Origin of the sequence: Nocardiopsis listeri (genome assembly GCF_020741345.1) — a bacterium.
GTDB classification, from domain to species: domain Bacteria; phylum Actinomycetota; class Actinomycetes; order Streptosporangiales; family Streptosporangiaceae; genus Nocardiopsis; species Nocardiopsis listeri_A.
In genome coordinates this window covers 1-22,922 of the sequence record NZ_DYZD01000053.1, presented here as the reverse complement: position 1 = coordinate 22,922, position 22,922 = coordinate 1, and the positions used below count along the sequence as shown (strand labels likewise).

At 67.3% G+C, this 22,922-nt stretch carries 19 protein-coding genes and 1 pseudogene; 9 read left to right on the top strand and 11 right to left on the bottom strand.

Annotated features, from left to right (window positions below):
• Window positions 1–12 precede the first annotated feature (12 nt).
• Window positions 13–804 (bottom strand): SAM-dependent methyltransferase, encoded by a 792-nt coding sequence (locus K8V84_RS03095; protein WP_304070081.1) that lies wholly within the window; start codon window positions 802–804, stop codon window positions 13–15.
• Between the two features lie 234 nt (window positions 805–1,038).
• Here K8V84_RS03095 and K8V84_RS03090 point away from each other — a divergent pair, with 234 nt between their 5' ends.
• On the top strand, window positions 1,039–2,328 hold the full coding sequence (locus K8V84_RS03090) for a metallophosphoesterase family protein (protein WP_304070078.1): 1,290 nt from the start codon (window positions 1,039–1,041) through the stop codon (window positions 2,326–2,328).
• A 129-nt stretch (window positions 2,329–2,457) separates the two neighbouring features.
• Here the strand turns inward: K8V84_RS03090 and K8V84_RS03085 are convergent, their stop codons facing one another.
• On the bottom strand, window positions 2,458–3,321 hold the full coding sequence (locus K8V84_RS03085) for a peptidoglycan-binding protein (protein WP_304070076.1): 864 nt from the start codon (window positions 3,319–3,321) through the stop codon (window positions 2,458–2,460).
• A 347-nt stretch (window positions 3,322–3,668) separates the two neighbouring features.
• Between K8V84_RS03085 and K8V84_RS03080 the strand changes: the two genes are divergently transcribed.
• The gene (locus K8V84_RS03080) at window positions 3,669–4,661 is read left to right on the top strand and encodes an alpha/beta hydrolase family protein (protein WP_304070074.1); all 993 of its coding nucleotides are present in this window, start codon (window positions 3,669–3,671) and stop codon (window positions 4,659–4,661) included.
• A 491-nt stretch (window positions 4,662–5,152) separates the two neighbouring features.
• Here the strand turns inward: K8V84_RS03080 and K8V84_RS03075 are convergent, their stop codons facing one another.
• Window positions 5,153–5,710 carry a hypothetical protein gene (locus tag K8V84_RS03075; RefSeq protein ID WP_304070072.1) on the bottom strand — a complete coding sequence of 186 codons (558 nt, stop codon included), beginning with the start codon at window positions 5,708–5,710 and terminating at the stop codon, window positions 5,153–5,155.
• A gap of 63 nt (window positions 5,711–5,773) precedes the next feature.
• Complete coding sequence (locus tag K8V84_RS03070) at window positions 5,774–6,595, bottom strand: SDR family oxidoreductase (RefSeq protein WP_304070070.1); 822 nt, start codon at window positions 6,593–6,595, stop codon at window positions 5,774–5,776.
• A 152-nt stretch (window positions 6,596–6,747) separates the two neighbouring features.
• On the opposite strand from K8V84_RS03070, the gene K8V84_RS03065 reads away from it, so the two are divergent.
• Window positions 6,748–8,076, top strand: a complete 1,329-nt coding sequence (locus K8V84_RS03065; RefSeq protein ID WP_304070067.1) for an MFS transporter — start codon at window positions 6,748–6,750, stop codon at window positions 8,074–8,076.
• A 52-nt stretch (window positions 8,077–8,128) separates the two neighbouring features.
• On the opposite strand, the gene K8V84_RS03060 is transcribed toward K8V84_RS03065, so the two are convergent.
• From K8V84_RS03060 to K8V84_RS25825, 7 genes and pseudogenes are all read right to left on the bottom strand, one after another.
• Complete coding sequence (locus K8V84_RS03060; protein WP_304070063.1) at window positions 8,129–9,616, bottom strand: 3'-5' exonuclease; 1,488 nt, start codon at window positions 9,614–9,616, stop codon at window positions 8,129–8,131.
• Between the two features lie 895 nt (window positions 9,617–10,511).
• Window positions 10,512–11,384, bottom strand: coding sequence for a sulfite exporter TauE/SafE family protein (locus K8V84_RS03055; protein ID WP_304070060.1), 873 nt, complete (start codon window positions 11,382–11,384; stop codon window positions 10,512–10,514).
• Between the two features lie 141 nt (window positions 11,385–11,525).
• Complete coding sequence (locus K8V84_RS03050; protein WP_304070057.1) at window positions 11,526–12,944, bottom strand: MBL fold metallo-hydrolase; 1,419 nt, start codon at window positions 12,942–12,944, stop codon at window positions 11,526–11,528.
• A gap of 112 nt (window positions 12,945–13,056) precedes the next feature.
• On the bottom strand, window positions 13,057–13,629 hold the full coding sequence (locus K8V84_RS03045) for a rhodanese-like domain-containing protein (protein WP_304070054.1): 573 nt from the start codon (window positions 13,627–13,629) through the stop codon (window positions 13,057–13,059).
• A 219-nt stretch (window positions 13,630–13,848) separates the two neighbouring features.
• Window positions 13,849–14,100 (bottom strand): metal-sensitive transcriptional regulator, encoded by a 252-nt coding sequence (locus K8V84_RS03040; RefSeq protein WP_304070200.1) that lies wholly within the window; start codon window positions 14,098–14,100, stop codon window positions 13,849–13,851.
• A 216-nt stretch (window positions 14,101–14,316) separates the two neighbouring features.
• Window positions 14,317–15,306: an MMPL family transporter gene (locus K8V84_RS03035; RefSeq protein ID WP_304070051.1), complete on the bottom strand. Its 990-nt coding sequence runs from the start codon at window positions 15,304–15,306 to the stop codon at window positions 14,317–14,319.
• Between the two features lie 37 nt (window positions 15,307–15,343).
• Window positions 15,344–15,544 (bottom strand): annotated as a pseudogene (locus K8V84_RS25825) (MMPL family transporter); the annotation flags it as partial.
• Between the two features lie 162 nt (window positions 15,545–15,706).
• Between K8V84_RS25825 and K8V84_RS03025 the strand changes: the two are divergent.
• The 6 genes from K8V84_RS03025 (at window position 15,707) to K8V84_RS03000 (ending at window position 22,072) form a co-directional block, all read left to right on the top strand.
• Window positions 15,707–17,785: a DUF6177 family protein gene (locus tag K8V84_RS03025; RefSeq protein ID WP_369696598.1), complete on the top strand. Its 2,079-nt coding sequence runs from the start codon at window positions 15,707–15,709 to the stop codon at window positions 17,783–17,785.
• A 287-nt stretch (window positions 17,786–18,072) separates the two neighbouring features.
• Entirely contained in the window at window positions 18,073–18,399 is a 327-nt protein-coding gene (locus K8V84_RS03020; protein WP_304070048.1) for a cell envelope biogenesis protein TolA, read from the top strand.
• Window positions 18,396–18,731: a DUF6507 family protein gene (locus K8V84_RS03015; protein ID WP_304070046.1), complete on the top strand. Its 336-nt coding sequence runs from the start codon at window positions 18,396–18,398 to the stop codon at window positions 18,729–18,731. The genes K8V84_RS03020 and K8V84_RS03015 overlap by 4 nt, the downstream gene beginning before the upstream one ends.
• Before the next feature lie 60 nt (window positions 18,732–18,791).
• Window positions 18,792–21,233: a hypothetical protein gene (locus K8V84_RS03010; protein ID WP_304070044.1), complete on the top strand. Its 2,442-nt coding sequence runs from the start codon at window positions 18,792–18,794 to the stop codon at window positions 21,231–21,233.
• Window positions 21,234–21,241: 8 nt separating this feature from the next.
• Window positions 21,242–21,586 carry a hypothetical protein gene (locus K8V84_RS03005; protein WP_304070041.1) on the top strand — a complete coding sequence of 115 codons (345 nt, stop codon included), beginning with the start codon at window positions 21,242–21,244 and terminating at the stop codon, window positions 21,584–21,586.
• 171 nt (window positions 21,587–21,757) lie between these two features.
• Window positions 21,758–22,072, top strand: a complete 315-nt coding sequence (locus K8V84_RS03000; protein WP_304070038.1) for a hypothetical protein — start codon at window positions 21,758–21,760, stop codon at window positions 22,070–22,072.
• The last annotated feature ends 850 nt before the right edge of the window (window positions 22,073–22,922 follow it).

Genomic DNA, 22,922 nt, shown 5'->3' with positions numbered 1-22,922 from the left:
TGAACCCGCCGCTCAGGGCTTGCGGGCCACACCACCGTAGCCGTCGACCTCGGGTGGGACCCCGAACCCGTTCTCCTCGTAGCGCCACCGGGTCACCGACACCACCCCCGGTTCCACGAGCTCCAGGCCTTCGAAGAAGGCCGCGATCTCCTCCGGTGAGCGCTGGACGTAGGGCGTGCCCCCGCTCTGGTTGTACTGTTCGTGCGCTTCCACGTTGGCCGCGCTGTGCACGTTGGTGCCGTCGTTGATCGTCAGGAAGCTCCCCGACGGCAACGGGTCCATCAGTCGACGAACCAGGTCCCGGGCCTCGTCATGGTCGGCGACGTGTCCCAAAATCCCCATGAGCATCAGGGCGACCGGCCGGTCCAGGTCCAAGGTGCCGGCCGCCGATTCCAGGATCCGTTCCGGTTCGCGCAGGTCGGCGTGGAGGTACTCGGTGGCGCCCTGTTCTGTACCCCTCATCAACGCCCGGGCGTGGGCGAGTACCAGGGGATCGTTGTCGACGTAGACGATCCGGCTGTCCGGTGCGAACACCTGGGCCACTTCGTGGGTGTTGTCGGCCGTGGGCAGCCCCGTGCCGATGTCCAGGAACCCGCGGATTCCGACCTCTCTCGCCAGGTAACGCACCGTTCGGCCCAGGAAGGCCCGCGAGGCCCTGGCCCCCTGTGCCATTCCGGGGAACACCTTCAGGAAAGCCTCACCGGCCTCCTGGTCGACGGGGTAGTTGTCCTTGCCACCCAGCCAGTAGTTCCACACACGCGCCGAATGCGGGACAAAGGTGTCGATCGGGGGGTGTTCGCTCATGGGGCTTCGCCTTCGGGGTGGGGGGTCGTTCGCGCCATGATAGGTCCACACGCACCCGGCTCAAGCGCCACGTCCCTTGGCCCCAGGCGCTTCCCGCTCTCGGGCTCCCGGTTCGCGGACCGACTCGCCCGTTCATCGGTGGGCACGGCGGCGGTAGCGGCGTGTTCACGGATCATTACCGCGACCTGGCTAGGTTCGCCGTGTTCACGCCCCCACACGGAAGGCAGCCCGACCATGTCGGCCAACCGCCGTTCGACGACCCACCGCACCCTCGCCCTGCTCGCCCTCGGCGCGCTCACCGTGGCGCCCACGGTGGCCCTGCCCTCCACCGCCTGGGCCCGGACCGCCCCCGAACGCGTCCTGCTCTCCCCCGCCGCCGACCCCGCCACCTCCCAGCACGTGACCTGGCGAACCGAGGACCTGGACGAGGGAGCCCACCTGGAGCTCATCCCGGTGCGCGGAGCGTCCTCGACCGCGCTCCTGCCCGCCGAACCCACCGGGCGGACCGCGGACCGCCAGTACTACCGGGTCACGCTCACCGACCTGACCCCCGACACCGAGTACCGCTACCGCGTCGTCCCCGGTGAGGGTGCGGCCGGTCGCTGGCGGAGCTTCACCACCGCCGACACCGACGCGGTGCCCTTCGACTTCCTCTACTTCGGCGACGTCCAGAACGACATCTCCGCCGGGGCCGCCCCCGTGGTCCGGGCCGCCCTGGCCGCCGAGCCCGACGCCGAACTCGCCGTGCACGCGGGCGACCTGATCGATCACGCCGAGAACGACTCACAGTGGGGCGAGTGGTACGACGCCTTCGGCCCCGAGGGCACCGGTGGCATCAACCACCTGGCCACGCCCGGAAACCACGAGTACTCCTCCAACGCGCTCAGCGGTCACTGGAAGCTGCAGTTCCCCGGCGCCGGCAACGGCCCCGAGGAGGGTGTGGACCTGAACGAGACGGTCCACCACACCGATTACCAGGGGGTGCGGTTCATCGGCCTGAACTCCAACTACCGTGACGCCGACGTCGACGATGTCGACGCGTGGTTGCGGTCGCAGACCGAGTGGCTCGTCCAGGTCCTGGAGGACAACCCCAACGAGTGGACCGTCGTCACCTTCCACCACCCGTTGTTCTCCAACAGCCCCGGCCGGGACAACGAGCCGCTGCGCCGGGCCTGGTCGGAGGTTCTGGAGGAGTACGACGTGGACCTGGTGCTGCAGGGCCACGACCACTCCTACAGCCGCGGCAACCTGGTGGAGAACCGTACCGAGGACCCTGACGTGCACACCGGACCGGTCTACGTGGTCGCGGTGACCGGGCCCAAGATGTACGAGGCCGACGACGTGAACTGGACGTCCAACGGTGCCGAGGCCCGGGTTCAGGTGACCGACACCCAGACCTTCCAGTCGGTCTCGGTGGACGGGTCCACCCTGGAGTACGTGTCCACCACCGCCGACGGTGAGGTCGTGGACGCCTTCACCATCGACAAGGGCGGGGACGGCAAGCTGGTCACCGACGAGCGCTGACCCGTCGGCGTCCATGGCTCACGCCGCGGGTCCGGTCCGGGTGGGCGCGTCGAGGGAGGGTCCTCGTTCCCGACGCGCCCACCCGGCCCAGGGTGGTCACCGCGGGCCGGTGGTCCGGTCCGGTGATCGTCAGCCGACCAGGGCCTGCCAGGTGATGGGCCCGGCCTGGCCGTCGGAGACCAGGCGGTTGGCGCTTTGGAAGTTGCTCACCGCGGTGTGCATCACGGGTCCGAAGTTGCCGTCGACCTCGACCCCGGCACTGCGCTTGTTCATCACCGTCTGCAGGGCGCGCACGTGCGAGCCGTCGGCCACGCCCTCCTCCAGTTCGTAGACCAGGTGTGGCCAGGTCAGGGGGCCGACCTGGCCGTCGTCGACCAACCCTTGGTCGCGTTGGAAGGCCTTGACCTCGGTCACGGAGGTCGGACCGTAGTAGCCGTCGATCTCCAGTGAGCTCCCACGCTGGTTCATCAGGTGCTGGATGGCGCGGACTCGGGCCCCGTTCGATTCGGGGTCGATGCTGGGCCATCCTCCGCCCAGGTCGACTCCGCGCGTGGCCATGAACGGGACGGGGTCGGTGTCCGACCCCAGGGACCCGTTGTGGGCTTCGAAGTGCAGGTGGGGCCCGGTGACGTTACCGGTGGCACCCATGTCCGCGATGCGCTGCCCCGCCGACACCGAGGCGTTCAGCGCGACCCGGTAGGCGCTCAGGTGGCCGTAGTAGGTGTAGACGCCGCCACCGTGGTCGATGACGAGCGCCTCACCGCTGCGTCCGGGCAGGCCACCGCCCCAGGATCGGCGGACGACGGTGCCCGCGGCGGCCGCGTAGACGGCCGTTCCGGTGGAGTTGGTGACGTCCTGGCCCGCGTGGGGGCCGCCATCGCGGGGGGCGCCGTAGTGACCGCCGTTGGGGAAGTAGCCGAGGGCGGGGTTGCACCAGGCCCCGTTCATGGCCGAGGCCGCGTGGGCCGTCGTGGTACCGCCGAGGCCGGCCACGGCGGCGGTCGCGCCCAGTCCGAGCCCGATGAGCGCGCGTCGGGACCATGGGGTAGGGGATCGGTCAGTACCGCTCGGAGCGGGGGTGGGGGCCGAGCAGGAACCGCACATATGGTCTCCACAAAGATTAGTTTCACATGTAGCATCTGCTGCGTTGGTTTCCTACGTACCAGGGAGAGTAAAGGTTCCGGACCCGCTTGAACAGGGGGTCACCGCTCCTTTCCCCCACACACCGCCCTTGTCCTGGTCGGTCACCGCGCCCCACCGAGGGCCGCCTCTCCCGAGACCGATACGGCACCGGCGCCCCCGCCGCGTGAAACCCCCATCACCTCCGCAGGAGTCCCAAGGTGAACCAGCACCACCCCAGCCGTAGAAACGCTTTCAAGACCATCGGCGGCCTCTCCCTCGGCCTGGCCGCCTCCTCCGGCGGATTCCTCTCCACGACCACCGCGGCCCACGCGGACACCGTCTCCGCCGCCGGGCTGAACGTCGTGGAGAGCGACGAGTCCGACCCCCGCATGTGGTACTACCGCTTCGAGACCCCCGAGATCGGTTGGAACCCCGCGGTCAACGTCCTGCTCCCCGAGGGCTACCGGGACGACGGCCGCACCTACCCGGTCCTGTACCTGCTGCACGGCGGCGGAGTCGGCCAGGACTTCATCAGCTGGGACCGCAGCGGAATCCGGGACCTGTCCGCGGGCAGACCCATCATCATCGTGATGCCCGACGGCGGGCCCTGCGGATGGTACAGCAACCCGGTCAGCTCCAACGTCGGCCCGCGCAACTGGGAGACCTTCCACATGGAGCAGGTCATCCCTTGGGTCGACGCCAACTTCCGGACCTTCGCCGACCCCGAGGGGCGCGGGGTGTCGGGCTTTTCCATGGGCGGCTTCGGCGCGCTCAAGTACACGGCCAAGTACTACGGCCACTTCGCCTCGGTGAGCTCGCACTCGGGCCCGGCCAGCATGCGCCGCGACCTCGGGGCGGTCGCCCACTGGGCGAACGTCACCTCGGCCGCGGTCGAACTCGGCGGCGGCATGGTCTACGGCGTGCCGTGGGACGAGGCCCGGGTCAGCGCCGACAACGCCATGGAGAACATCGAGAGCTACCGGGGCAAGCGCGTCTTCCTCGCCGCGGGGTCCAGCCCCGACCCCATCAACTGGTTCGACCGGATCACCGAGAACGAAGTGCGCCTCGGCCAGCGTGAGTTCCGCGCCGCGCTCGACGACGCGGGCATCGCCTACGAGGCGCACGAGCCCGAAGGCGGCCACTTCATCCGACCCGACCTCGTCGAGCGCGACCTCGACGGCACCATCGAACGGCTGCGCTCGGCCGGGTGACCGACGGCCGGGAACAGGCGGAGCAACGCCAGGGGTGGGCCGTGACGGCCCGCCCCGATGGTCCGACTCACCTCCGCACCGGAACTGTCCACTGTAGCGGCGCTGCACACGCACGCCGTGAACGTGCATGGCCACGTCGGTGACCGCGTCCATGGCACCGGCGAAGAACAGTTCCGCCATGAAGACGGCGGTGGAGGGAGCCAGACCGGCGGCGATCGACCCGAGCCCGGTGAGAACGGTGCCCGCCACGGCCACACCGTAGACGGCGTTGTCGATCCCGATCGCGGCCTTGACCTCGGGGAACCGGGGGACGAGGTTGGCGAACAGGGCACCGTTGGTCAGGAACGGCGCGGCACCCGCGATCCGTGCCCGCCGGTCGACCCGGACGACCAGGTTCGGCGTGTCCGTGCTCACGCGTTCGAACCTATCCGGCGCCCGTCCTCGCCGGTGGGGCGAGGACGGGCGGGAAGACCCCGGGTGCGGGCCGATGGTCAGCTCAGCGCGGCGACCACCGCCTCCTCTCCGTCCCACCGGGCACGCAGCCGCCACCTTCCTCGGGGTTCGGACTCCAGTACGCGCGGGAGCAGGACCCGGTCGCCGGGCTCACCGATATCGGACTCCACCCCGGCCTCCCTGGTGACCAGAACCTTCTGCGGACGTCGCCCCACCCGACGGTCGTCCTCCCAGATCTCCAGTTCCGCCTGTTCCTGCTCGCCGTTCAGGGCCCGACGGAAGCAGTCGAGGGCCACCTCGTCGGCGGTTCCGTCGTAGACCCAGCGCGGCCCCAGGACCGAGTGTTCCAGGGTGCCCACGAGGTGTTCCCCGTGATGGGGCAGGGGCGCGCCCCTGTAGGTCAGCGGGAGGTGGTGCAGGCGGCCGGCTCGCCGCAGCAGGAACACCTCCACCCCGACCTCTCCCTTCGGGTCGTCGAACCGATAGGTGCCCAGAATCTCGTCGGGCCCCTCACCCGCCCACGGCATACCGTCCAGCCAGGAGCCGATCAGGGTGGGTTTATCCGGTGTCAGAGTCGCGTCGTAGATGATCGCCATGGGCCCAGTATCGGCCCCGCACGGTCCGGGCGCACCCTCCGGTGCGCCGCTTCCCCGGAAGGTTCAGGGCGTCATCGCCGTGGGGAGGTCCTCGGGCCGTAGGGCGGCGTCGGTACCGCCATCGACGTAGAGGACCGAACCGGTGGTGAAACGGGCCTCGGGGCGCAGGAACTGGTGCACCCAGAACGCGATCTCCTCGGGGCGGCCGAACTCGCCCAGCGGCATCGGGGTGTTGAAGGAGTCCGGGTCGGGGGCCGTGCCCGTCGAACCGAGCATGAGCGGGGTGAGCACCGCACCGGGCGCGATCGCGTTGAGGAGCACGCCTTCGCGTCCCCACCTGGGGGTGATCGCGGTGCGGCGCACCCAACGGGCGAGCGCGAACTTGGAGGTGGCGTAGGCGCCTATGGAAGGGGCGAACGCCCGAACCTTGTCGGGTACCTCCTCCTGCCCCTGGACCGCGCGCCCACGGGCGGCCTCCTCCTCACCGGCCAAGGCCAGGTCCACCAGGGTCTGGTCGATGAAGGGCACGGTGGTGGCGGAGTTGGAGCCGACCGCCACGGCCCGCCCGGACTCGGAACGGGCCAGGGCCGGCCGCAGTCCCTCCAACAGGGCCACCGGGCCGAAGTAGTCGATGGACATGACGGCTGCGGGGTCCTTCATGTCGGGCCCCACGCCCGCGACCGCCGCGACGCCGTCGAGGGCCCCCTCGCTCGCTTCGAGGATCCCTTCGACCGCGGAGGCGCGCCCCTCCGGGGTGCCCAGGTCGGCGATGATCTCCGTGTCGCGCAGGTCGACCCCGATGACCGTGTGCCCGGCCTCGGCCAAGACGGCGGCGCTCGCGGCTCCCATTCCCGAGGCCGCTCCGGTGACGGCGTAGGTACCCAAAATCCGGCGCTCCTTCTCCAGGTCCGATTCTTCGTCGAAGTCGGCCTTCGATGACTGGTCGGGGGTAGGGGTTCCACTATGCACCCGGGTGGGCCCCGCCGACGGAGTGGCGCACCCGGACCACGACACCTTCCATCCCTAGCGTTGAGGACATGACCCCGACCGAGAGAATCTACTCAGCTCTGGTCAGACGCGACCGGGAGACCGAGTCCGACCTGCCCGATCCCGTGCGCGCCGATGTGGCGCGCAACGGCCTGCGCCTGGTGTCGGCCAACGCCCTGCAGTCGTCCGGTGACCAGACGGTCAACGCCTCGACCGTGCTGCCCTGGCTTTTCCACGCTTTGGGCGTGCCGACGGCGCTCGTGGGACTGCTCGTGCCCATCCGCGAATCCGGCTCGATGCTGCCACAGGCGTTGCTGACCCCTCTGATCCTGCGGGTGCGGTACCGCAAGCGGGTGTTCGTCTTCGGGGCCCTGGTCCAGGCGCTGTCGGTGGCGGTGATGGCGGCGACGGCCGCGCTCGCGCAGGGGCTCACCGCCGGTGTGGTCATCGTGGTGGCCCTGGCGACCTTCTCCCTCGGTCGATGCCTGTGCTCGATCTCCTCCAAGGACGTCCAAGGGCGCACCGTGCCCAGTGGGGAACGCGGCCAGATCAACGGGCTGGCCACCACCGCGGCCGGGTTCGTGGCCATCACCCTGGGGGTGGCGATCCGGGTGCTGGGCGGAGAGGATCTGGACGCCGGCCGGCTCGCTTGGGTGTTGGTCGGCGGCGCCGCCCTGTGGGTGGGTGTGGCCTGGGTCTACGCCGGGGTTCGGGAACCGGCCGACGAGGCGGCGTCGGCGTCCGAAGACGAGCCGGTGCACTGGCACGACTGGGCCGTGCAGACCTTCCGGTTGTTGCGCGATGACCGTTCCTTCCGGCACTTCGTCACGGTGCGCGGGCTGTTGCTGGTGTCGGCGCTCAGCCCACCGTTCGTGGTCACCCTGGCCACCGACTCGGGTACCACCGGTCTGTCCGGGCTGGGCGGTTACGTCATCGCCTCCGGGGTCGCGGCCCTGGTGGGCGGTCGCCTCTCGGGCCGGCTCGCCGACTGGTCGAGCCGCAAACTGATGACGTTCGGGGCCGCGATCGCGTCGGTCATCATCCTCGTGCTGGTGTCGGTGGTGTCGTTGCCCGGTTTCAACGGGGGGACCGCGTGGGGGTCGGCCGTTTTCATCGGGGCGTATTTCCTGCTCACGCTGACGCACACGGGGATCAGGGTGGGCCGCAAGACCTACGTGATCGACATGGCCGAAGGCGACCTGCGCACCACCTATGTGGCGGTGTCGAACTCGGCGATGGGGCTGATCCTGCTCGTGGTCGGTGGTGTCAGCTCGTTGCTGGCGATCCTGGGGGTGGAATGGACGCTGGTCTTCCTCGCCGCCCTGGGTCTGGTCGGGGTGGTCGGCGGAGGCCGACTCCCCGAGGTCTCCCGAGGGTAGGGGCCCACCGCCGTGTGGCGGGGACCGGCTTCATGCCGGCCCCCGCCCTGGCCTAGAACGGCCAGAGCCCGCCGACGCCGCCGGTAAGCGCCCCACCGATCGCCGTGAAGAGCAACAGCACGCCGGCACAGCCGCCCTTGCTCTCGGTCGCCGCGACGGGCGCCGTGGCACGGTCCCGCTCGGCGAAGGGCGCGACGAAACGCCGGTGGTACTCGCCCTCTCCCAACTCCTCGGGGCGCCAGAAGCTCTGCCAAGGCGCCTGCTCCTCCGACTCGGTCGGGCGCGCGCCCGCCCCGGAAGCGATCTGCGCGCTGCCACCGTCGGCGAACAGTCCGGCCTCTCGCCGATCGGAGGCGGCACGAAGCGCGTCCCAGGCCTGCGCCGGCGGGAGCACCCGATGTCCGTTCTGCAAGGCCCGTTCGACCTTGGGGTCGGTTTCACCCGCCTCGGCGATCACCAGACGCGTGGTCTTGGTGACGTTCACCCCGGCCGTGGCCCCTTGAGCCACGGCGTAGTCCATGACAGCGCTCATCGCCGGAGACTCCCCGATCGGTACGACCCGCCAGCCCTTCAGCGGGCCCTTCTTGCGGGCTCGTTCCTGTTCGGCGACGTAGAGGAGGTCCTTGATGGCGTGGCCTGTGCCGAGGTTGTGAGCCGCCCTCTCCAACTCCCGAAGCTCGACGCTGGTGACCACCCCGTCGGCCTCGGCCCTGACCCGCGCCTCCACCAGGACCTGTTCGTGCACCTGCCCGATCGTGGTCTGTGTGAGCCCGGCGGCGGTGGCGAGTTCGGCGAGCCGATGCGCCTCCTCACCGACGATCCTCCCGTCTTCCAAGGCGTGGCCGAGCATGGAACGGTAGGCCGCCATGCCCTGGGGGTGCGGCCGGGGCGAGGGGTTGGTGTTCGGCAGACCCGCGGCGAGGTTGGCCAACCACCCCTCCTGTCCCCGGCGCAGACCGAAGGTGCGCGGTGCGATGCGCCCGCTGCGGGGCAACGGTGGGGCCGCCGTGGGCCCCGGCCCCACCCAGGACAGCGGCGCGGGCGACTCGTTGAGCAGGAGGGAGAGCATCCGCGCCAGGTGGCGGGCGTCGGCGAGGGCGTGGTGCTGTCCACGCATCCACTCCCCCGTCATGAGTTGGTAGAGCCGGCTCTGCTTGTATCCGTGCCGGTCCAGTTGGGTGCGCAGGGTGTGCAGGGTGCACAACCCGGGCAGTCCCCAGGCCCGAATGTTGAGCGCGCCGAACTCGGCCCGCAAGAACCCCTCTTCGAAGGGCAGATTGTGCGCCACCACGACCGCGTCGGACAGGTACGCGATCAGGTCACCCGCGATGTCGGCGAACGAGGGGGCCCGCGCGATCTGGGCTTCGGTGATCTGGTGGAACTCGGCGTTGCGCAAAGGGACGCCGGGGGCGACCAGGGTCGAGTACTCGTCCAGGACGGTGCCGTCACCGCGCATGCGCACGACGGCCACCTCACAGACGCGGTCCCCCTGCTCGGGGTGCAGTCCGGTGGTCTCCAGGTCCAGGACGGCGAACACCATCCGTCGTGGATCGGTTCCCCGGCCTCGGGTCAAGCGGCCCTGGCTGAACATCGTGCGCCTTCCATGACGGGAACGGGGGTGCGGCGCGTTTCGGGGCGCCTCCTCGGAAGCGAGAGCGCACGCGCCACATTGTTGACGCCACATCCCGCGGAACCGTTGACCATCCCTCGACAACGAACACATACCGGCCCTCATGGAGCACCATGAAAACTCCGCCCGGGAGAAGAAACCACCCCCGATTCCAGGAAAGGTGGAATTCGACCTCTTCAGTCCTTTGACCGCTCCCTTGACACGGGTGTCCGTTCCTCGGTTTTCGGAAGTCACATGTGCGCCACCTCGCACGAATCCCGGCAACCGCTGAGATCTCCGGGACGAGCCTCATTTTCCGCCAGGAGGGTCGACGCTTCGGTGCGTGGATTCGTCGACGAGGCGGCCGACTCCCGGGTGCGCGGCGCAGCCGAGCGGATGATGGGTTCTCCCGTGGTCGCCTGCGAGGAGATCCGTCCTGCCCGGTTCCGGGCGCGAGCGGGCCACGGCCTCGATCTCCGCGGAGACCGCGCGATCGCGTGGATCGCATCGAGACCGAACGTCCCGGACACCCCGTCTTCCGGTACGCGTGAACGGGAAACCCGACCCTGATCAGTGGGAGAAATTCCAGACCACCGACATCCCCCACGCCAACGGAACCCGGTGGTCGCTGTTCCAATACGGCGCACACGTGGGAACGGTGAACACACCCGACTCCGTCCACCGGATCCGTGGATTCCCCCACGTGTGGAATTCGCCTTCCAGCGGATCTTCGATGATTTTCTTCGTCGGAATCCCCGAACCCGGCCGGGGTGGAACCGATCCTGGCAGGGCCGGTTCCGCTCCACCCGGGGCGCGATGTCGGGTCTCAGGTCTGTGGCCGCAGGGGTGCCATCAGCGGACAGTGGGCGCCGGTCAGTCGGCACACCAGCACCACCCCGACCAGGACCGCCACGACCACCGCCGGGACCGGGCCGAAGGGCTCCGGGAGCTCCTGGGTCAGTACGAGCACACCCATGACCAGAACGAATCCCCCAAAACCCTTGCGCAGCGCGGTCTCGGGCACTCGGGAGGTCAGGAGAGCGCCGACGAGCGACCCCGCGACCGCGGCGGCGGTCACCATCGCCACCAGTGCCCAGTCCGGGCTCACGCTCGTCAGGTAGCCGGTGAGTCCGGCGAAGGACTTCATCGCGATCACGAGCAGGGAGGTCCCCACCGCCGCCGGCATGGCCAGGCCACCGAGCAGGGCCAGGGCCGGCACGACGAGGAACCCTCCCCCGGCGCCGACGAGCCCGGTGATCACCCCGACCGCCACACCGTCCAGGATGATCCGCCGCAGGGGGAGCGCTCCGGGCTCCGCGGCCCGGTCGATGACCGCGGCCTTCCCCCGGAGCATGGTCGCGGCGGTGGCCACCATCATCAGGGCGAAGGCGATCATCAACAGGGCGCCCGGTAGGTACCCGCCCGCCAGGCCGCCGAGGAAGGCCCCCGCCATACCGGAGGCCCCGAACACCAGCCCGGTGCGCCACCGGACGTTGCCCGCCCGCGCGTGCGTGAACATACCGACGAATGAGGTGGTGCCGACGACGAACAGGGACGCGACGATGGCCTCCTTGGGCTCCATCCCCGCGACGTAGGTCAACAGCGGGACCATCAGGATGGAACCGCCGCCTCCGAGCAGTCCGAGGGCGAGCCCCACCACCATGGCGAGGCCGAGGACGAGGACGGGTTGGAACTCCATGTTCGAATTTCCTCTCGAGGCCGGGCGACGTGGGCGCGGCCGACCGTTGGTGGGCCCGGCTGAGGCCGGCCGCCGGTGGCGGGTGCGGGCGGTGCCCTCTCCCCCTGGTGTGGGACACGGATCCGGCACCGCCCCCGGTCATCACTCGGTGGTGGCCTCGGGTGAGGTGGCCCGGGCCTGTTCCCGGGCCGCCCAGTTCGCGTAACCTCCGTCGAGCTCGACGACGTGGTATCCGGCTCGGCGCAGGGCCCCGGCGGCCACGGAGCTACGCACGCCCGCCTGGCAGTAGCTCACGATGGTGCCCTGGCTCGGCAGAGCGTCGAGGTCCCACAGGACCCGACCGGCGCTGAGCCGTCGTGCCCCCGGGATGTGCCCCTCGGCGTGTTCGGCCTTGTTGCGCACGTCCAGGACGAGCGCGACGTCGGCTTCGGCCAGCTCGGTCGGGGTGACGCGTTCCGGCACGAACGTCGGCAGGCCCTCCATCGTGGTGGTGTGACCGGCCACGCGGTCGATGCCCACGCGGAGCAGGTGGTCGCGCACCTTCCGGGCGTCGTCCGCGTCGGAGGTGAACAACACCAGGGGCCGGGTCTCGGTCTCGGGGTCATAGGCCCAGGCACCGAAGGACGCGGCCTTATCCGGGCCGGGGATGTGCAGCGCTCCGGCCACGGTTCCCCGGTGGACATCGGTGTGGGATCGGGTGTCCACGAGGACGATCTCGTCCTGGTCCAGGGACCGTCGGATCTCCTCGACGCCGAGTTCGGGCGGCGGAGTGAGCGGCCCCAGGACCCGCGGGCCTTCCTTGTTCTGACGTTTCATCCGCGCGAAGTAGGCGTGGACGTCGGGTTGGCCGTCGAGCAGTTCCTCCACGAAGCCGTCCATGTCGTCTTCGCGCAGGTACGGCCCCCACCAGGCGTTGAGCCGTTCATAGCCGACCGTGGTGGCCGGGAGCGCGCCGAGGGCCTTACCGCAGGCACTGCCCGCGCCGTGCCCGGGCAGGACCTGTACGTGGTCGGGCAGGGTCGAGAACACCTCGCGCAGACTGGTGAAGAGCAGACGTGCGCCCTCGAACCGGGTGTCGACCCCTCCGGCGGCCTCGTCGAGCAGGTCGGGGCGGCCCAGGTCCCCCGCGAAGACGAAGTCGCCGGAGAGCATGTAGCCCGGTTCCCGACTGAAGGCACCATCGGTGACCAGGAACGACAGGTGTTCGGGTGTGTGTCCGGGTGTGTGGCGTGCCCGCACGGTGACGTTGCCGACGGTGATGGTGTCTCCGTCGCGGAGCCGCTGCGCCTCGAAGCCGTACTGCCAGTCCTGGCCGCCTTCCCCGGAGACGTACACAGTGGCGCCGGTCGCCGCCGCGAGTTCACGGGTGCCGGAGAGGTAGTCGGCGTGGATGTGGGTCTCGGTCACGGCCACGATCCGCATGCCGTGTGCGCGGGCCAGGTCGAGGTAGTCGTCGATGTCTCGGCGGGCGTCGACCACGATGGCCTCTCCCCTGGCCTGACAGCCGATGAAGTAGCCGGCCTGGGAGAGGTCGTGATCGTAGACGCGTTCCAGCAACATGCTTGCTCCTTGGTCGAAGTGTTCGGTGTGGAGAGTTCGATGTGGCGTGCTCGCACGGACCGGATACTCCGGGGAGTATCCGAGGGACAGAGTTCACCCCTGCCCACGACGCTCAACGGCGAGCGCCGATCCGCGAGAGGGAGTCCTCGATGTCGACGTCGTTGTACGGCTGGTTGTAGGGCAGGCGCGCCAACGCCATGCCCATGGCGCAGGTGTCGGTGATGGCCGCGAAGGCCAGACCGGCGCCGACGATCCCGGCGAGGGCCACCGCGGGGGGCCACACCAAGGAGGCGAGTACTGAGGTCAGGACGATGACGCCGGCCACCAACCGGACCTGGCGTTCGAGCGCCCACTTCTCACGGCCCCGAACGACGGGGGCGCCCTGGGCCGCCCAGGCGTTCATGCCGCCGTTCATCACGACCGTGTCGCTCAGCCCGGCCCCGGCCAGTTTGTCCCGGCATTGCCCGGCCCGACTTCCGGACTGACAGACCAGGACGAGCCGGCCCCCGGCGTCGGCGACGATGCGCTCCAGGTGCGCGTCCACGCGCCCCAGGGGCAGGTTGATCGCACCGGGGATGTGGGAGCTCTCGTATTCGGCGGGGGTGCGCACGTCCACGAGCAGGGTGTGCGGATCGGTTTCGAGGAGGTCGCGCACGGCGCGCGCGTCGATGTCGTGGTCGCTCATGGTTTTCCTTTCGTGGTGGCGGATCCGATCCGAATACCCCGGGGAGTATCCGGGGAACGGATGGGGACCTTGGTTCGGGAAAGCGTCGGACGGCCGGGGTCGCTCTATACCGGGGGGAGTATCCGAACGTCAGGGGTACACCCCGGTCGAGGACAAGGCTGTCCCTACAGAGGTTCGCTTCGCGGGCGCGGGCCCGTGAGGTCGCGCGCCCGCGAAGCGTCAGGCCAGGGCCAGGAAGAGCTTCTCCAGCTCCTCCTCGGTGAGCTCGGGCTCCTCACCCCGCTCGCGCGCGGCGTTGCAGTGCCGCATACCGCTCGCAACGATCTTGAACCCGGCCCGGTCCAGGGCGCGGGAGACCGCGGCCAACTGCTGCAGGACGGCCGCGCAGTCCTCCCCCTCCTCCATCATGGAGATGACACCGGAGAGTTGACCCTGGGCACGTTTGAGTCGCGTGATCGCGTCGCCCACCATTTCAGGCTTCATGTCGGCCTCCTTTCACCCTGTGGACGACAACATACCCCCGGGTGTATCCATTCCGCCACTCGGGTCACGCACGACAGCCACGGGCGACCCCGCGCGCGGGCCCGCTTCGCCCTCGGCCTGCCCCGCACGCGAGCCGACGCGGCGGACTCACAGATCGGCGACCGCCGGTCTTCGCCGGCCCGGTGGCCACCTGACGAAACCGGTTCAGTCCCGGCCCGCTCCCACTCGTTCGGCGGGCCCGTCCGAGGCTTTGGCGGCCTGGGGCCGCTCCAGTGCCACACCCTCCACATCGACGTCGGGCAGGATCGGGTCGAGCCATTTCGGGATGTACCAGGCGGCGGGTCCGCACAGGTGCAGCAGGGCGGGCACCAACAACAGTCGGACCACGAAGGCGTCGATGAGCACCCCCACGATCAACCCCAACCCCAAGGGGGCCGACATCGGGTCCGGGCCGAACGCGAAGCCCGCGAAGATCGACGCCATGACCAGTGCGGCCGCGACCACGACCGAGCGTCCCGCGCGCAGGCCCTGTCGGACCGCGAGCCGCGGGTCCGAGCCCTGGACGTAGGCCTCGCGCATCCTCGAGGCGGTGAAGAGCTGGTAGTCCATGGCCAGACCGAAGAGCACACCGACCGCGATGACCGGCATGAAGGTGAGCACGGGTGCGGGGTCTCCGAACGGGAAGAGCTCACCGAACCAACCCCACTGGAACACCGCGACGGCGGCTCCCATCGCCCCGGCGAAGGATCCGACGAAGCCGAGGGTGGCGATCAGCGGCAGCAGCAGCGACCGGAACACCATGACCATCAGCACCAGTGAGAGGACGATGACCAACACCAGGTAGAGAGGCAGCGCGTCGGCGATGATGTCGGAGATGTCGATGTTGGCCGCGGGCCATCCAGCGACCGACAGTTCCACCTCGTCCAGTCGGGTCCCCTCCAGCGGGTCGCCGTCGCGGAACTCGTGCACCAGCGCTTCGGTGGATTCGGCGGTGGGGCCGTCCACCGGGATGACCTGGAACGCGGCGACCGTGTTCTCGTCGTTGAGGGCGGCGGGCACCACCGAAACGATGCCGGGGTGCCGCCCGAGTTCCTCGGCGATGTCGATCCGGTACTGCTGGGCGGCATCGTCTCGAAGGCCGCCGGGAAGGTCGGCGACGGCCCGACGTGGGCAGCGCGATGATGACGGTGGCACCGGCGAACAACACCGCGTTGCCGGCCGTGCCGTTCGCCAGCGGGACGGAGTCGGCCACGCTCATGCCCTCTTTGAGCTGGGTTCGGTGTCGGTGCAGGATGAACAGCGCGTAGTCGATGCCCACCGCCAGACCGAGCATCAGCCCGAGTGTCGGCGTGATGGCCATCATTTCCACGAACGCCGAGGCGGACACGGTCAACAGCACACCCACGCCGACGCCGACGAACGTGCCCAACATGACGAACAGGACCACGGTGGCCACCACGAGGCCGACGACCTCCACGACGCTCATCAGGTGCGCTTCCTCGGCCGCGAGCTCCGTCCCGACGAGGAACTCCACACCGTCGATGTCGGCTTCGGTGAGCGTGAAGGCGAGTTCCTCCCCTCTACAGTGGCTCGAATGACGCACGCCCCCATCTCCCCGAGAACCATGGACGCGGTGCCGTTCGACGCTCTTCGGGCCACCCGCGAGTTCGATGACGCCCGAGCCTGGTTGGAGGAAGCGCGCCACGGACCCATGGCCCCCATCGCGGCGGAGGTCTGGGCACTCGATCACGAGCACCGCCATGTCCTGCTCGTTCGGCACCGCCGGCGCGGATGGGTACCTCCCGGGGGCAAGGTCGACTTCGGGGAAACACCGATCGAAGCGGCCGCTCGCGAACTCCTGGAGGAAACCGGCGTGGCCGGGGACCTCGATCCCGTGCCCGCCGCCGTCAGTGTTCGTTCCTACCGTTCGGACTGGGATCCCTCACTGGGGCTCTCGTACGTGGCGACCATCGGCCGGGAGCTTCCTCTGGCCGGGGAGGACGGCCAACCGGCCGCTTGGATCCCCCTGGAGCAGGAATGGGAAACCGTCTTTCCCGAGGACCGGGACAGGATCCGCGAACACGTACGGTGGTCGGCTTCCCAGATCGGAAGCCGACCGCGCTGGCCGGTGGGGAGCGTGGGCTCAAGGGGACGCGTCGGATGTTCCGTGAGGATCTGGTTATGCTCAGCCACGAAAAGTGGCCCGCCCGTGGCTGTTTCGGACGATGGCCGGTCACCCCCACCGGACAACGAAGGAGAGTCGTTGAGCTACGACGTGGTGGCCCTGGTCGCCGGACGACCCGATGAACAGGCGATGGTGCACGCCTTGCAGGACGTCGACCCGGAACTGCGACTGCACTGGCACGGGAACACCGACGTCCTCCAGGTTCGAGACCAGGACGGACGATTGCTGGCCACCCTGGAGCCCGGCCGGGAGGTGGAACGAACCGACGACGTAGTCCGTCTGCTCGGTGAGGACGTCGTGGCCGGCCTCCCGGAGTCCTACTGGTGGGTGGAGATCCGCGCACGCCCCGACGAACAGGGCCGTGAGGTCGCGCACAGGTTCTCCGATGGACTCGCGCTACGACTCGGCGGGGCGGTGTGGACCTCAGGGATCGCCGACTTCGACCTGTGGGAGGACACCCAGCACCCCGCGGCCGAGCGAACTGCGGACCGGGCGCTCCTGGTCGCCCAGGACCGGGACGTGGTCCCGTTCTCCTCCTGGCTCAGCGACACGGTGGCCACCCACGGACGGGAGAAAACGCTCCAGGTGCTCACCCCCGCCACCACGCGGCTCACCTACGCGACCCGCGCCTTCCTGGCCGGACCTTCGGGGCGCTGGGTCGTTCAGGGCGAGGATGGTGGACACTTCGACGGCCTCACCGGATTGGCCGTGCACTGGGACAAGACCTACGGTTTCCGGCCGGTCAAGGAACCGATCGGGCCGAACTGGACCGAAAGGCACCCCGACGCGGCACCGGTCTCCGGGTTCCTCGCCGACTTCGCCGAAACATCGGGAACCCACCTGGTGGTGGACGTGTCCGTTCTGCATCAAGACCCCTTCACCCCGGAGTTGGGGCGGGCCACGCAGATCATCACCGAGCACCTCACCGGAGCGAAACCATCGGTCTGGGGCCCCCACGAGCCCGCCCTCATGGCCTGGGACCGTGCACGCATCGCGAAACCGGCTCTTCAACGCAGACCCCGGCCATGGATCCTGTACCTGTCCGGACCGCTGGGGCGAGAACCCGCGTTCTCGGGACAGTTCCGTCTCTCCTGGCGTGGAAGGCAGGTCCTGGAACGGATTTCGGTGGTCATCGGGTTCGAGAACGAGAACACGGTGCCTTTCGAGGGACTACCCACTCTGGTGGAGGCCTTGGCCGGGGCGGGGCTTTTGGAGGCGTTGCGTGTGCGCCGGCTTCCCGGTCGCCCCGACCTCACCTACGAACCGGTGTGGACGGGACCCGCCGTTCCGGTCGGCATGGCGATAGGCCCAGAGCACCTGCTCCGTATCGGTCCCGGAGCCGCCCAGGCCGGACCGATTCCGGGTGTGCTCCTTGGTGAGGGCGACCGGCAGTCGGTTTGGTATCCGGTGTTGGAAGACGCGGCCGCGCCCATGCGCGCCCTGGAACTCGCACGGCGGCAATCGGCCTACCTGTCCGCATCGGCCTGATCCCACAGGCACGAAGGGACCCGCCCCCTCCAGTCCGATGCGCGGTGCCCTTCACAAATCCCCATAAAATCACCCTGCCAAGAAGTGACGTACATCACGACTTCAGATTCATGTCCCCGCTCACCTGCACGCCTTGTGACGGAGGGCAGGCAATCGCCCCTTCAATTCCTTTCAACCGCTTTCCGGCGAACCATGACCACTCATGGAGAGTCACCCCATGTGTGCATACTGCTGACACAAGGCGGCTGGCTCGTGTGGAGCCGGGAACGGACGCAAGGAACCTGTGGATGAAATTCGAGATGGCCGAGCCCCCGGAGGGCACCGGTGACGATGCCGTCTCCGGACTTGCGCGCCCCACACCCACGAATGAGCGCCCCGGGGACCTACGGTCCTCCGAATTCGGTACGAACGAGCCCGGCACCAAACCCATCGGGCAGCGGATGGCCAAGGCCGTCGGCGGTGTTCGCACCGCGTTGAACCGCCTGAGGGCCCATGTCATCGAGCAGGACATGGTCGAGGCCGACCGTATCGCCGCCGGCCGAGTGGAGAGCGACCCCGGAGCGGAGTTCCACCCGCACCGATTCACCCCCACCCCCGACGAGGAGGAGCGATGAGTGAATGGAGCATCGACGTCTACGGGGTCTCGCTGGTGCTGACCGACCTCGGTGACCAACTCGGTTTGGAGGGTGGCGGCTTCTCCTCCACCATCGACTCCACTTCGGACGGGATCGACATGGCGTTGTCCAATGCCAAGAGCCCACCGGTGGAATCGGCCCTGTCCGGATTCTTCGAACACTTCAGCGGCGAGACCGACTCCATGTTCACAGGGAGCCTGTCGTGCCTGCAAGGAGCCACCGACGCCACCACGGCCTATACCCAGGGCCAGGAGGACATGGCCGCCGAAGCGCAACGTCAGGCTGGTACAGCTGAGAACCTCGACCTCTGACCTCCCCTGAGCATCACCCCCACCCCACCCCCCGCTCCAGTTCCCCCGGAAGGCTTCCTGGTGAGTTTCGAACCCACCGAGCCCCAGGACGGCGTGGACCCGAATCCGTTCACGCTGATCGACCCTGAGGCCATCCCCTATCCCCTGACCGACGTGTGGTCCCTCAACTACGCCGCTGAAACGCTACGCAGCGGCGGGGAGGACATCGCCAGTGGGGCCGAGGACATGCGTTCCACCTGGCAGGGTCTTCAAGCCCACTACGAGGCCCCCGAGAGCGAGACGCTCTTCGCCAAGATGGACCCGGTCGTGGACCGTGGTGATGGCCTGGAAACCGACCTGTCCACCGTCGCCGGCGCGCTGGAGGATCTCGCCGAAGCCGCCAAGACCGCCCGAAGCGAACTCAACACCCTCAAGATCGAGGCTCAGAGTCTTTGGAACCGCAACCATGACAACAAGGTGTGGTGGTTGACCAAGGACGATGAGACCGATGAGTGGGCCTTCGCGGAGAACCTCCGGCTCAAGAGCGCGGTCAACACGACCTGGGCCACCTTCAACGAAGCCGAGAACGACTGCGCCACCCGGATCTCGAACCTCTTCGACGGACCCGCCTACGCCTCACCCGACCAGGCGAGTGGAGACAACACTCTCGTCTACGGGTTGCCCACCGATGCCGGTGAGATCAACACCGACTTCGGCTACGAGGGCGCGAACCAGTTCGCCAACGATCTCACCGCCTGGGCCGGCAGTGAGTTCCACCCCGAACTGGCGAAGTTCGACAATCCCTACGGACAAGCCCTTTGGGACACAGTGATCACCGACGCGTTGTGGGGCTCGGCGGTCGGAGTGGTGTCCAAACTCGGCTACTGGCACGCGGACAACGGGTGGCGCATGGATCTGCCCGGCCAGTGGGACAACGCCAAGGCCGCCTGGAACGACGCGAGGTTGGACGCGGCAGCCCTGATCGGCATCCACGACGAACACGGGTGGTTGTGGGAACCGGGCGAAGGGGGACAAGAAGGTGCCGGTGCCGGGTGGGACCGGTGGCTCGGCAACATGGAGGCCACCAAGGACGAGTTGATCGAAGGTCACACCGCCTGGTCCACTCGTGATGACGGAGTCGCCTACTCCAACACCACCATCGCCGCGAACGCCGTCATGATGACCGGTGGCCTGCCGCTCAAGCTGGTCAAGATCGTGCTCGGGTCGGGGGTGGACGCGCCAACCGGCGGTTCCGGCTCCGACGGTTCCCCTGGCACCGGCTCTGGCGGAACCGGTTCAGGGAGCTCCGACGATTTCAGGGCGCGTGGTGGGCCCGGGGCCGAGGGCTGGCCCAGCAGCCCGCTCCCTCAGGATCGCCCGGATGGCGCCACGTCGACCAACGAACGTTTCGCCGACCAACTCGCGATGACGCAGGAATCGCTGCTCGATCCCGAGCAGCACCGACCCACGCCGTCACCCACTCCAGACCGGCCCACTTCCGGTGGCGCCCCGGCCCCTCAGGGCCCGACCACACCACATCGGGGCGAGAGCAGCCCGTCGCAGGAAGGCGAGGGGTCGACAGACCGTCCCCGCAGCGAAGACTCTCAACGTCGTCCCACGGGGGACGATCAGTCAGCATCCCCGTCTCGACGCGAAGACATGGACGCACCGAGAAACCCCGAACGGGAGCTGGAGACTTCCACGTCGAAGCCGCGTTCTGGCAACGACCCCCAATCCGAGGGCTCCAGCGCTCCCCGGAACGAGGAGGGCGGTCAAGGCCCCCGCGATGATGGGTCCGACCGCCAGGACGACCTTCCCGACCAGCACCACGATAATGATGCAAGGGGCAGGACCGGTCCACACGAGGAGACCGAGCGCCCCACACCCGCCACCGGCAGCGGAGGCGAAGGTGGGGGCGACCAACCTCCCCACGACCGCACCGGACTCGGCGATGACGGCACCAACGACCGTGGTGACGGCACCGGCGATGGCGAGGATGCCACGAACTCGCCGACGCAAAACCAGGAAAGATTACTGGATGTTTTCCCGAATAAGGTGGACACGGAAGGCAGAGTCCCTCGTCCCGATCAGACTACTCCGGGCCGATATTCAGAATCCCAAGTTGCGGTTGACGACCTGCGACGCGACGGCCTGATCGATGAAGGCTGGGAAAGCTTTGAGCCCAAGGAGCGAGAAGTTGCACAATTCCTCTTGGATCACGGAATAAGGGTTCAGTCGGTCGCTGAATCGACAGTGGATGGGAGAACAACTCCGGATGCCGTCATTTCGGGCACAGAAAAAACAATTGAATTCAAAATTCTCGAATCCAGTAGCCCCCGGGCCATTGAAGCGAACATCCGAAAAGGGAGGAAGCAGTCGAGCATGATGGCCTTGGATTTGCGTGGACCTCAAGTCGACAGCGAAACAGTCATGCAATCCATTGGGCGGACTCTGCATCAAAATGGAGGAGACCTAGATGAATTGATCATCATTGGCGACGGTTACGTTATTATCTGGCCCTAAGGAGTGGCATGTCGAGAGTAGAATTCATCTGGATTTCCGCCGAGCTCGATGATGCTTTGAATGAAATTCGAGAATTCCCAGAATTGACCTCAGAGCAGGAAATCATCGAAGGCGACTTCCGATTTTCCTTCGAGGGGGTGCGCCCAGAAATGGGAAGAATTACGATCGGAATCGAAGCCGACGCCAGCGACGACTACCCCACAGTCATAGATGTTGACCAGGCTCGATGGATGGACGCGCCCGAAAAGGTTCAGGCCTTCTTTGACCTTCTCGCCCGGAGGACAAAATGGGAGATAGCATCACGGTTCGATAATGATGATCACCCCTTGGTTTACAGACCTTCCCTGGAGTAGCCTGCCTCTCCTCTGACCGCTTCCAACGAAAATCCTATGAGGAGCCCAGGGACAGAAAAACGATGGCCGGAACCGGGAGAGGTTCCGCAATATCAGAAAGTTGAATTTCAGGGAGGGCATCTCTTCGGCACACAGTTTTTCGGCCCGGGAGAACTTCTTAACATGCCTCCCATGCGCTTCGACATCAACCAAAATCGGAGCAATATCGCCTTCTCTGACCGACTCTCCGAAGAACTCGGGACGATCGACGGATCATTCTATAACTTGGAGCGCAGCTGGCGCGGACTACTGAAACACGGAGACGAGTGGCACAACTTCAATAATACGGATTTCAATAATGGCGAATGGAACGATGCAATTTCCTTAAAATCTAGAAAACCTGACATCCAGGCGAAGATCACTAGCGAGTTCGATCCCAGCACGCCCCAGATCGAACACCCACCCAAATCTGGCAAGTTCATCGACACCCCCACCATCCGCCTTTAATACGGAATGGAACATTAATGGTGCCCCATGGAACCTCAGAGATACAGCAACCTACCGCCACTTGATTGACAAAATGAACATCCTTTGGTGAGTAAATATTCCAAACGAGGCTATACTGACCACACCCAATAACTCGACCTCATCAAGGAGATCTGTCGATCCATCATTTTGCGGGCACCACAAAGATGGGAAAGGTAATTTATAGAAACAATTCCGCAATCGACCATGGCTCTTCTAAATTTCAAGTGCGCGATGCACATGGAAAGAACATAGCAGACTGGGGCCCCCGCACTACCGGACCTTCTCTCGACAACTTACGCGCAGGAATGCATCAAGAAGGAGAGGGGACTTGTTTTTCGATTAAATTCACAATCACTCGACCTGGAAATTTCCACGTCGAATATAACTACGACGAATATCCTCCCATTCTCTTCCCGCCGCGTGGGGATACACCGGGGATACGCCAACGATCTCAAATATTTTCCCTGCGACGACGAACACATCCCCGATTGATTCCGCCAAAAACTCGATAAAGAAGCGAACGAATAGGGATTCGGGAACATATGCCTTCGCAGAATTCAAACGCGGACCGATCTTCCCCTTGGACGAAATAGACCGCACCTGTCGCAAATGAGCTGAACAGGATCATCGAACGAACCTTAAGAGCGTGTTTGAGAAGGGTCAGGGAATGAGGTCCTGGCCCGTCCAGGCACGCTGGCGGACGGAATCTTGTCCACGTGCGAGACGGCGGGCCATCTGGCCAATCGCGGCCCAGCGCACCATGGCCTCGGACACCGCGGGGTCACGCTCGTAGTCCCTGGCCAAACGCCGGTGAGCGGTCAACCACGCC

Coding starts and splice junctions, on each gene's coding strand:
- K8V84_RS03095 (WP_304070081.1), bottom strand. CDS start 804: ATGAGCGAACACCCCCCGATCGACACCTTTGTCCCGCATTCGGCGCGT.
- K8V84_RS03090 (WP_304070078.1), top strand. CDS start 1,039: ATGTCGGCCAACCGCCGTTCGACGACCCACCGCACCCTCGCCCTGCTC.
- K8V84_RS03075 (WP_304070072.1), bottom strand. CDS start 5,710: ATGGCGATCATCTACGACGCGACTCTGACACCGGATAAACCCACCCTG.
- K8V84_RS03065 (WP_304070067.1), top strand. CDS start 6,748: ATGACCCCGACCGAGAGAATCTACTCAGCTCTGGTCAGACGCGACCGG.
- K8V84_RS03060 (WP_304070063.1), bottom strand. CDS start 9,616: ATGGTGTTCGCCGTCCTGGACCTGGAGACCACCGGACTGCACCCCGAG.
- K8V84_RS03055 (WP_304070060.1), bottom strand. CDS start 11,384: ATGGAGTTCCAACCCGTCCTCGTCCTCGGCCTCGCCATGGTGGTGGGG.
- K8V84_RS03050 (WP_304070057.1), bottom strand. CDS start 12,944: ATGTTGCTGGAACGCGTCTACGATCACGACCTCTCCCAGGCCGGCTAC.
- K8V84_RS03045 (WP_304070054.1), bottom strand. CDS start 13,629: ATGAGCGACCACGACATCGACGCGCGCGCCGTGCGCGACCTCCTCGAA.
- K8V84_RS03040 (WP_304070200.1), bottom strand. CDS start 14,100: ATGGTGGGCGACGCGATCACGCGACTCAAACGTGCCCAGGGTCAACTC.
- K8V84_RS03025 (WP_369696598.1), top strand. CDS start 15,707: ATGACGCACGCCCCCATCTCCCCGAGAACCATGGACGCGGTGCCGTTC.
- K8V84_RS03020 (WP_304070048.1), top strand. CDS start 18,073: ATGAAATTCGAGATGGCCGAGCCCCCGGAGGGCACCGGTGACGATGCC.
- K8V84_RS03015 (WP_304070046.1), top strand. CDS start 18,396: ATGAGTGAATGGAGCATCGACGTCTACGGGGTCTCGCTGGTGCTGACC.
- K8V84_RS03005 (WP_304070041.1), top strand. CDS start 21,242: ATGTCGAGAGTAGAATTCATCTGGATTTCCGCCGAGCTCGATGATGCT.
- K8V84_RS03000 (WP_304070038.1), top strand. CDS start 21,758: ATGCGCTTCGACATCAACCAAAATCGGAGCAATATCGCCTTCTCTGAC.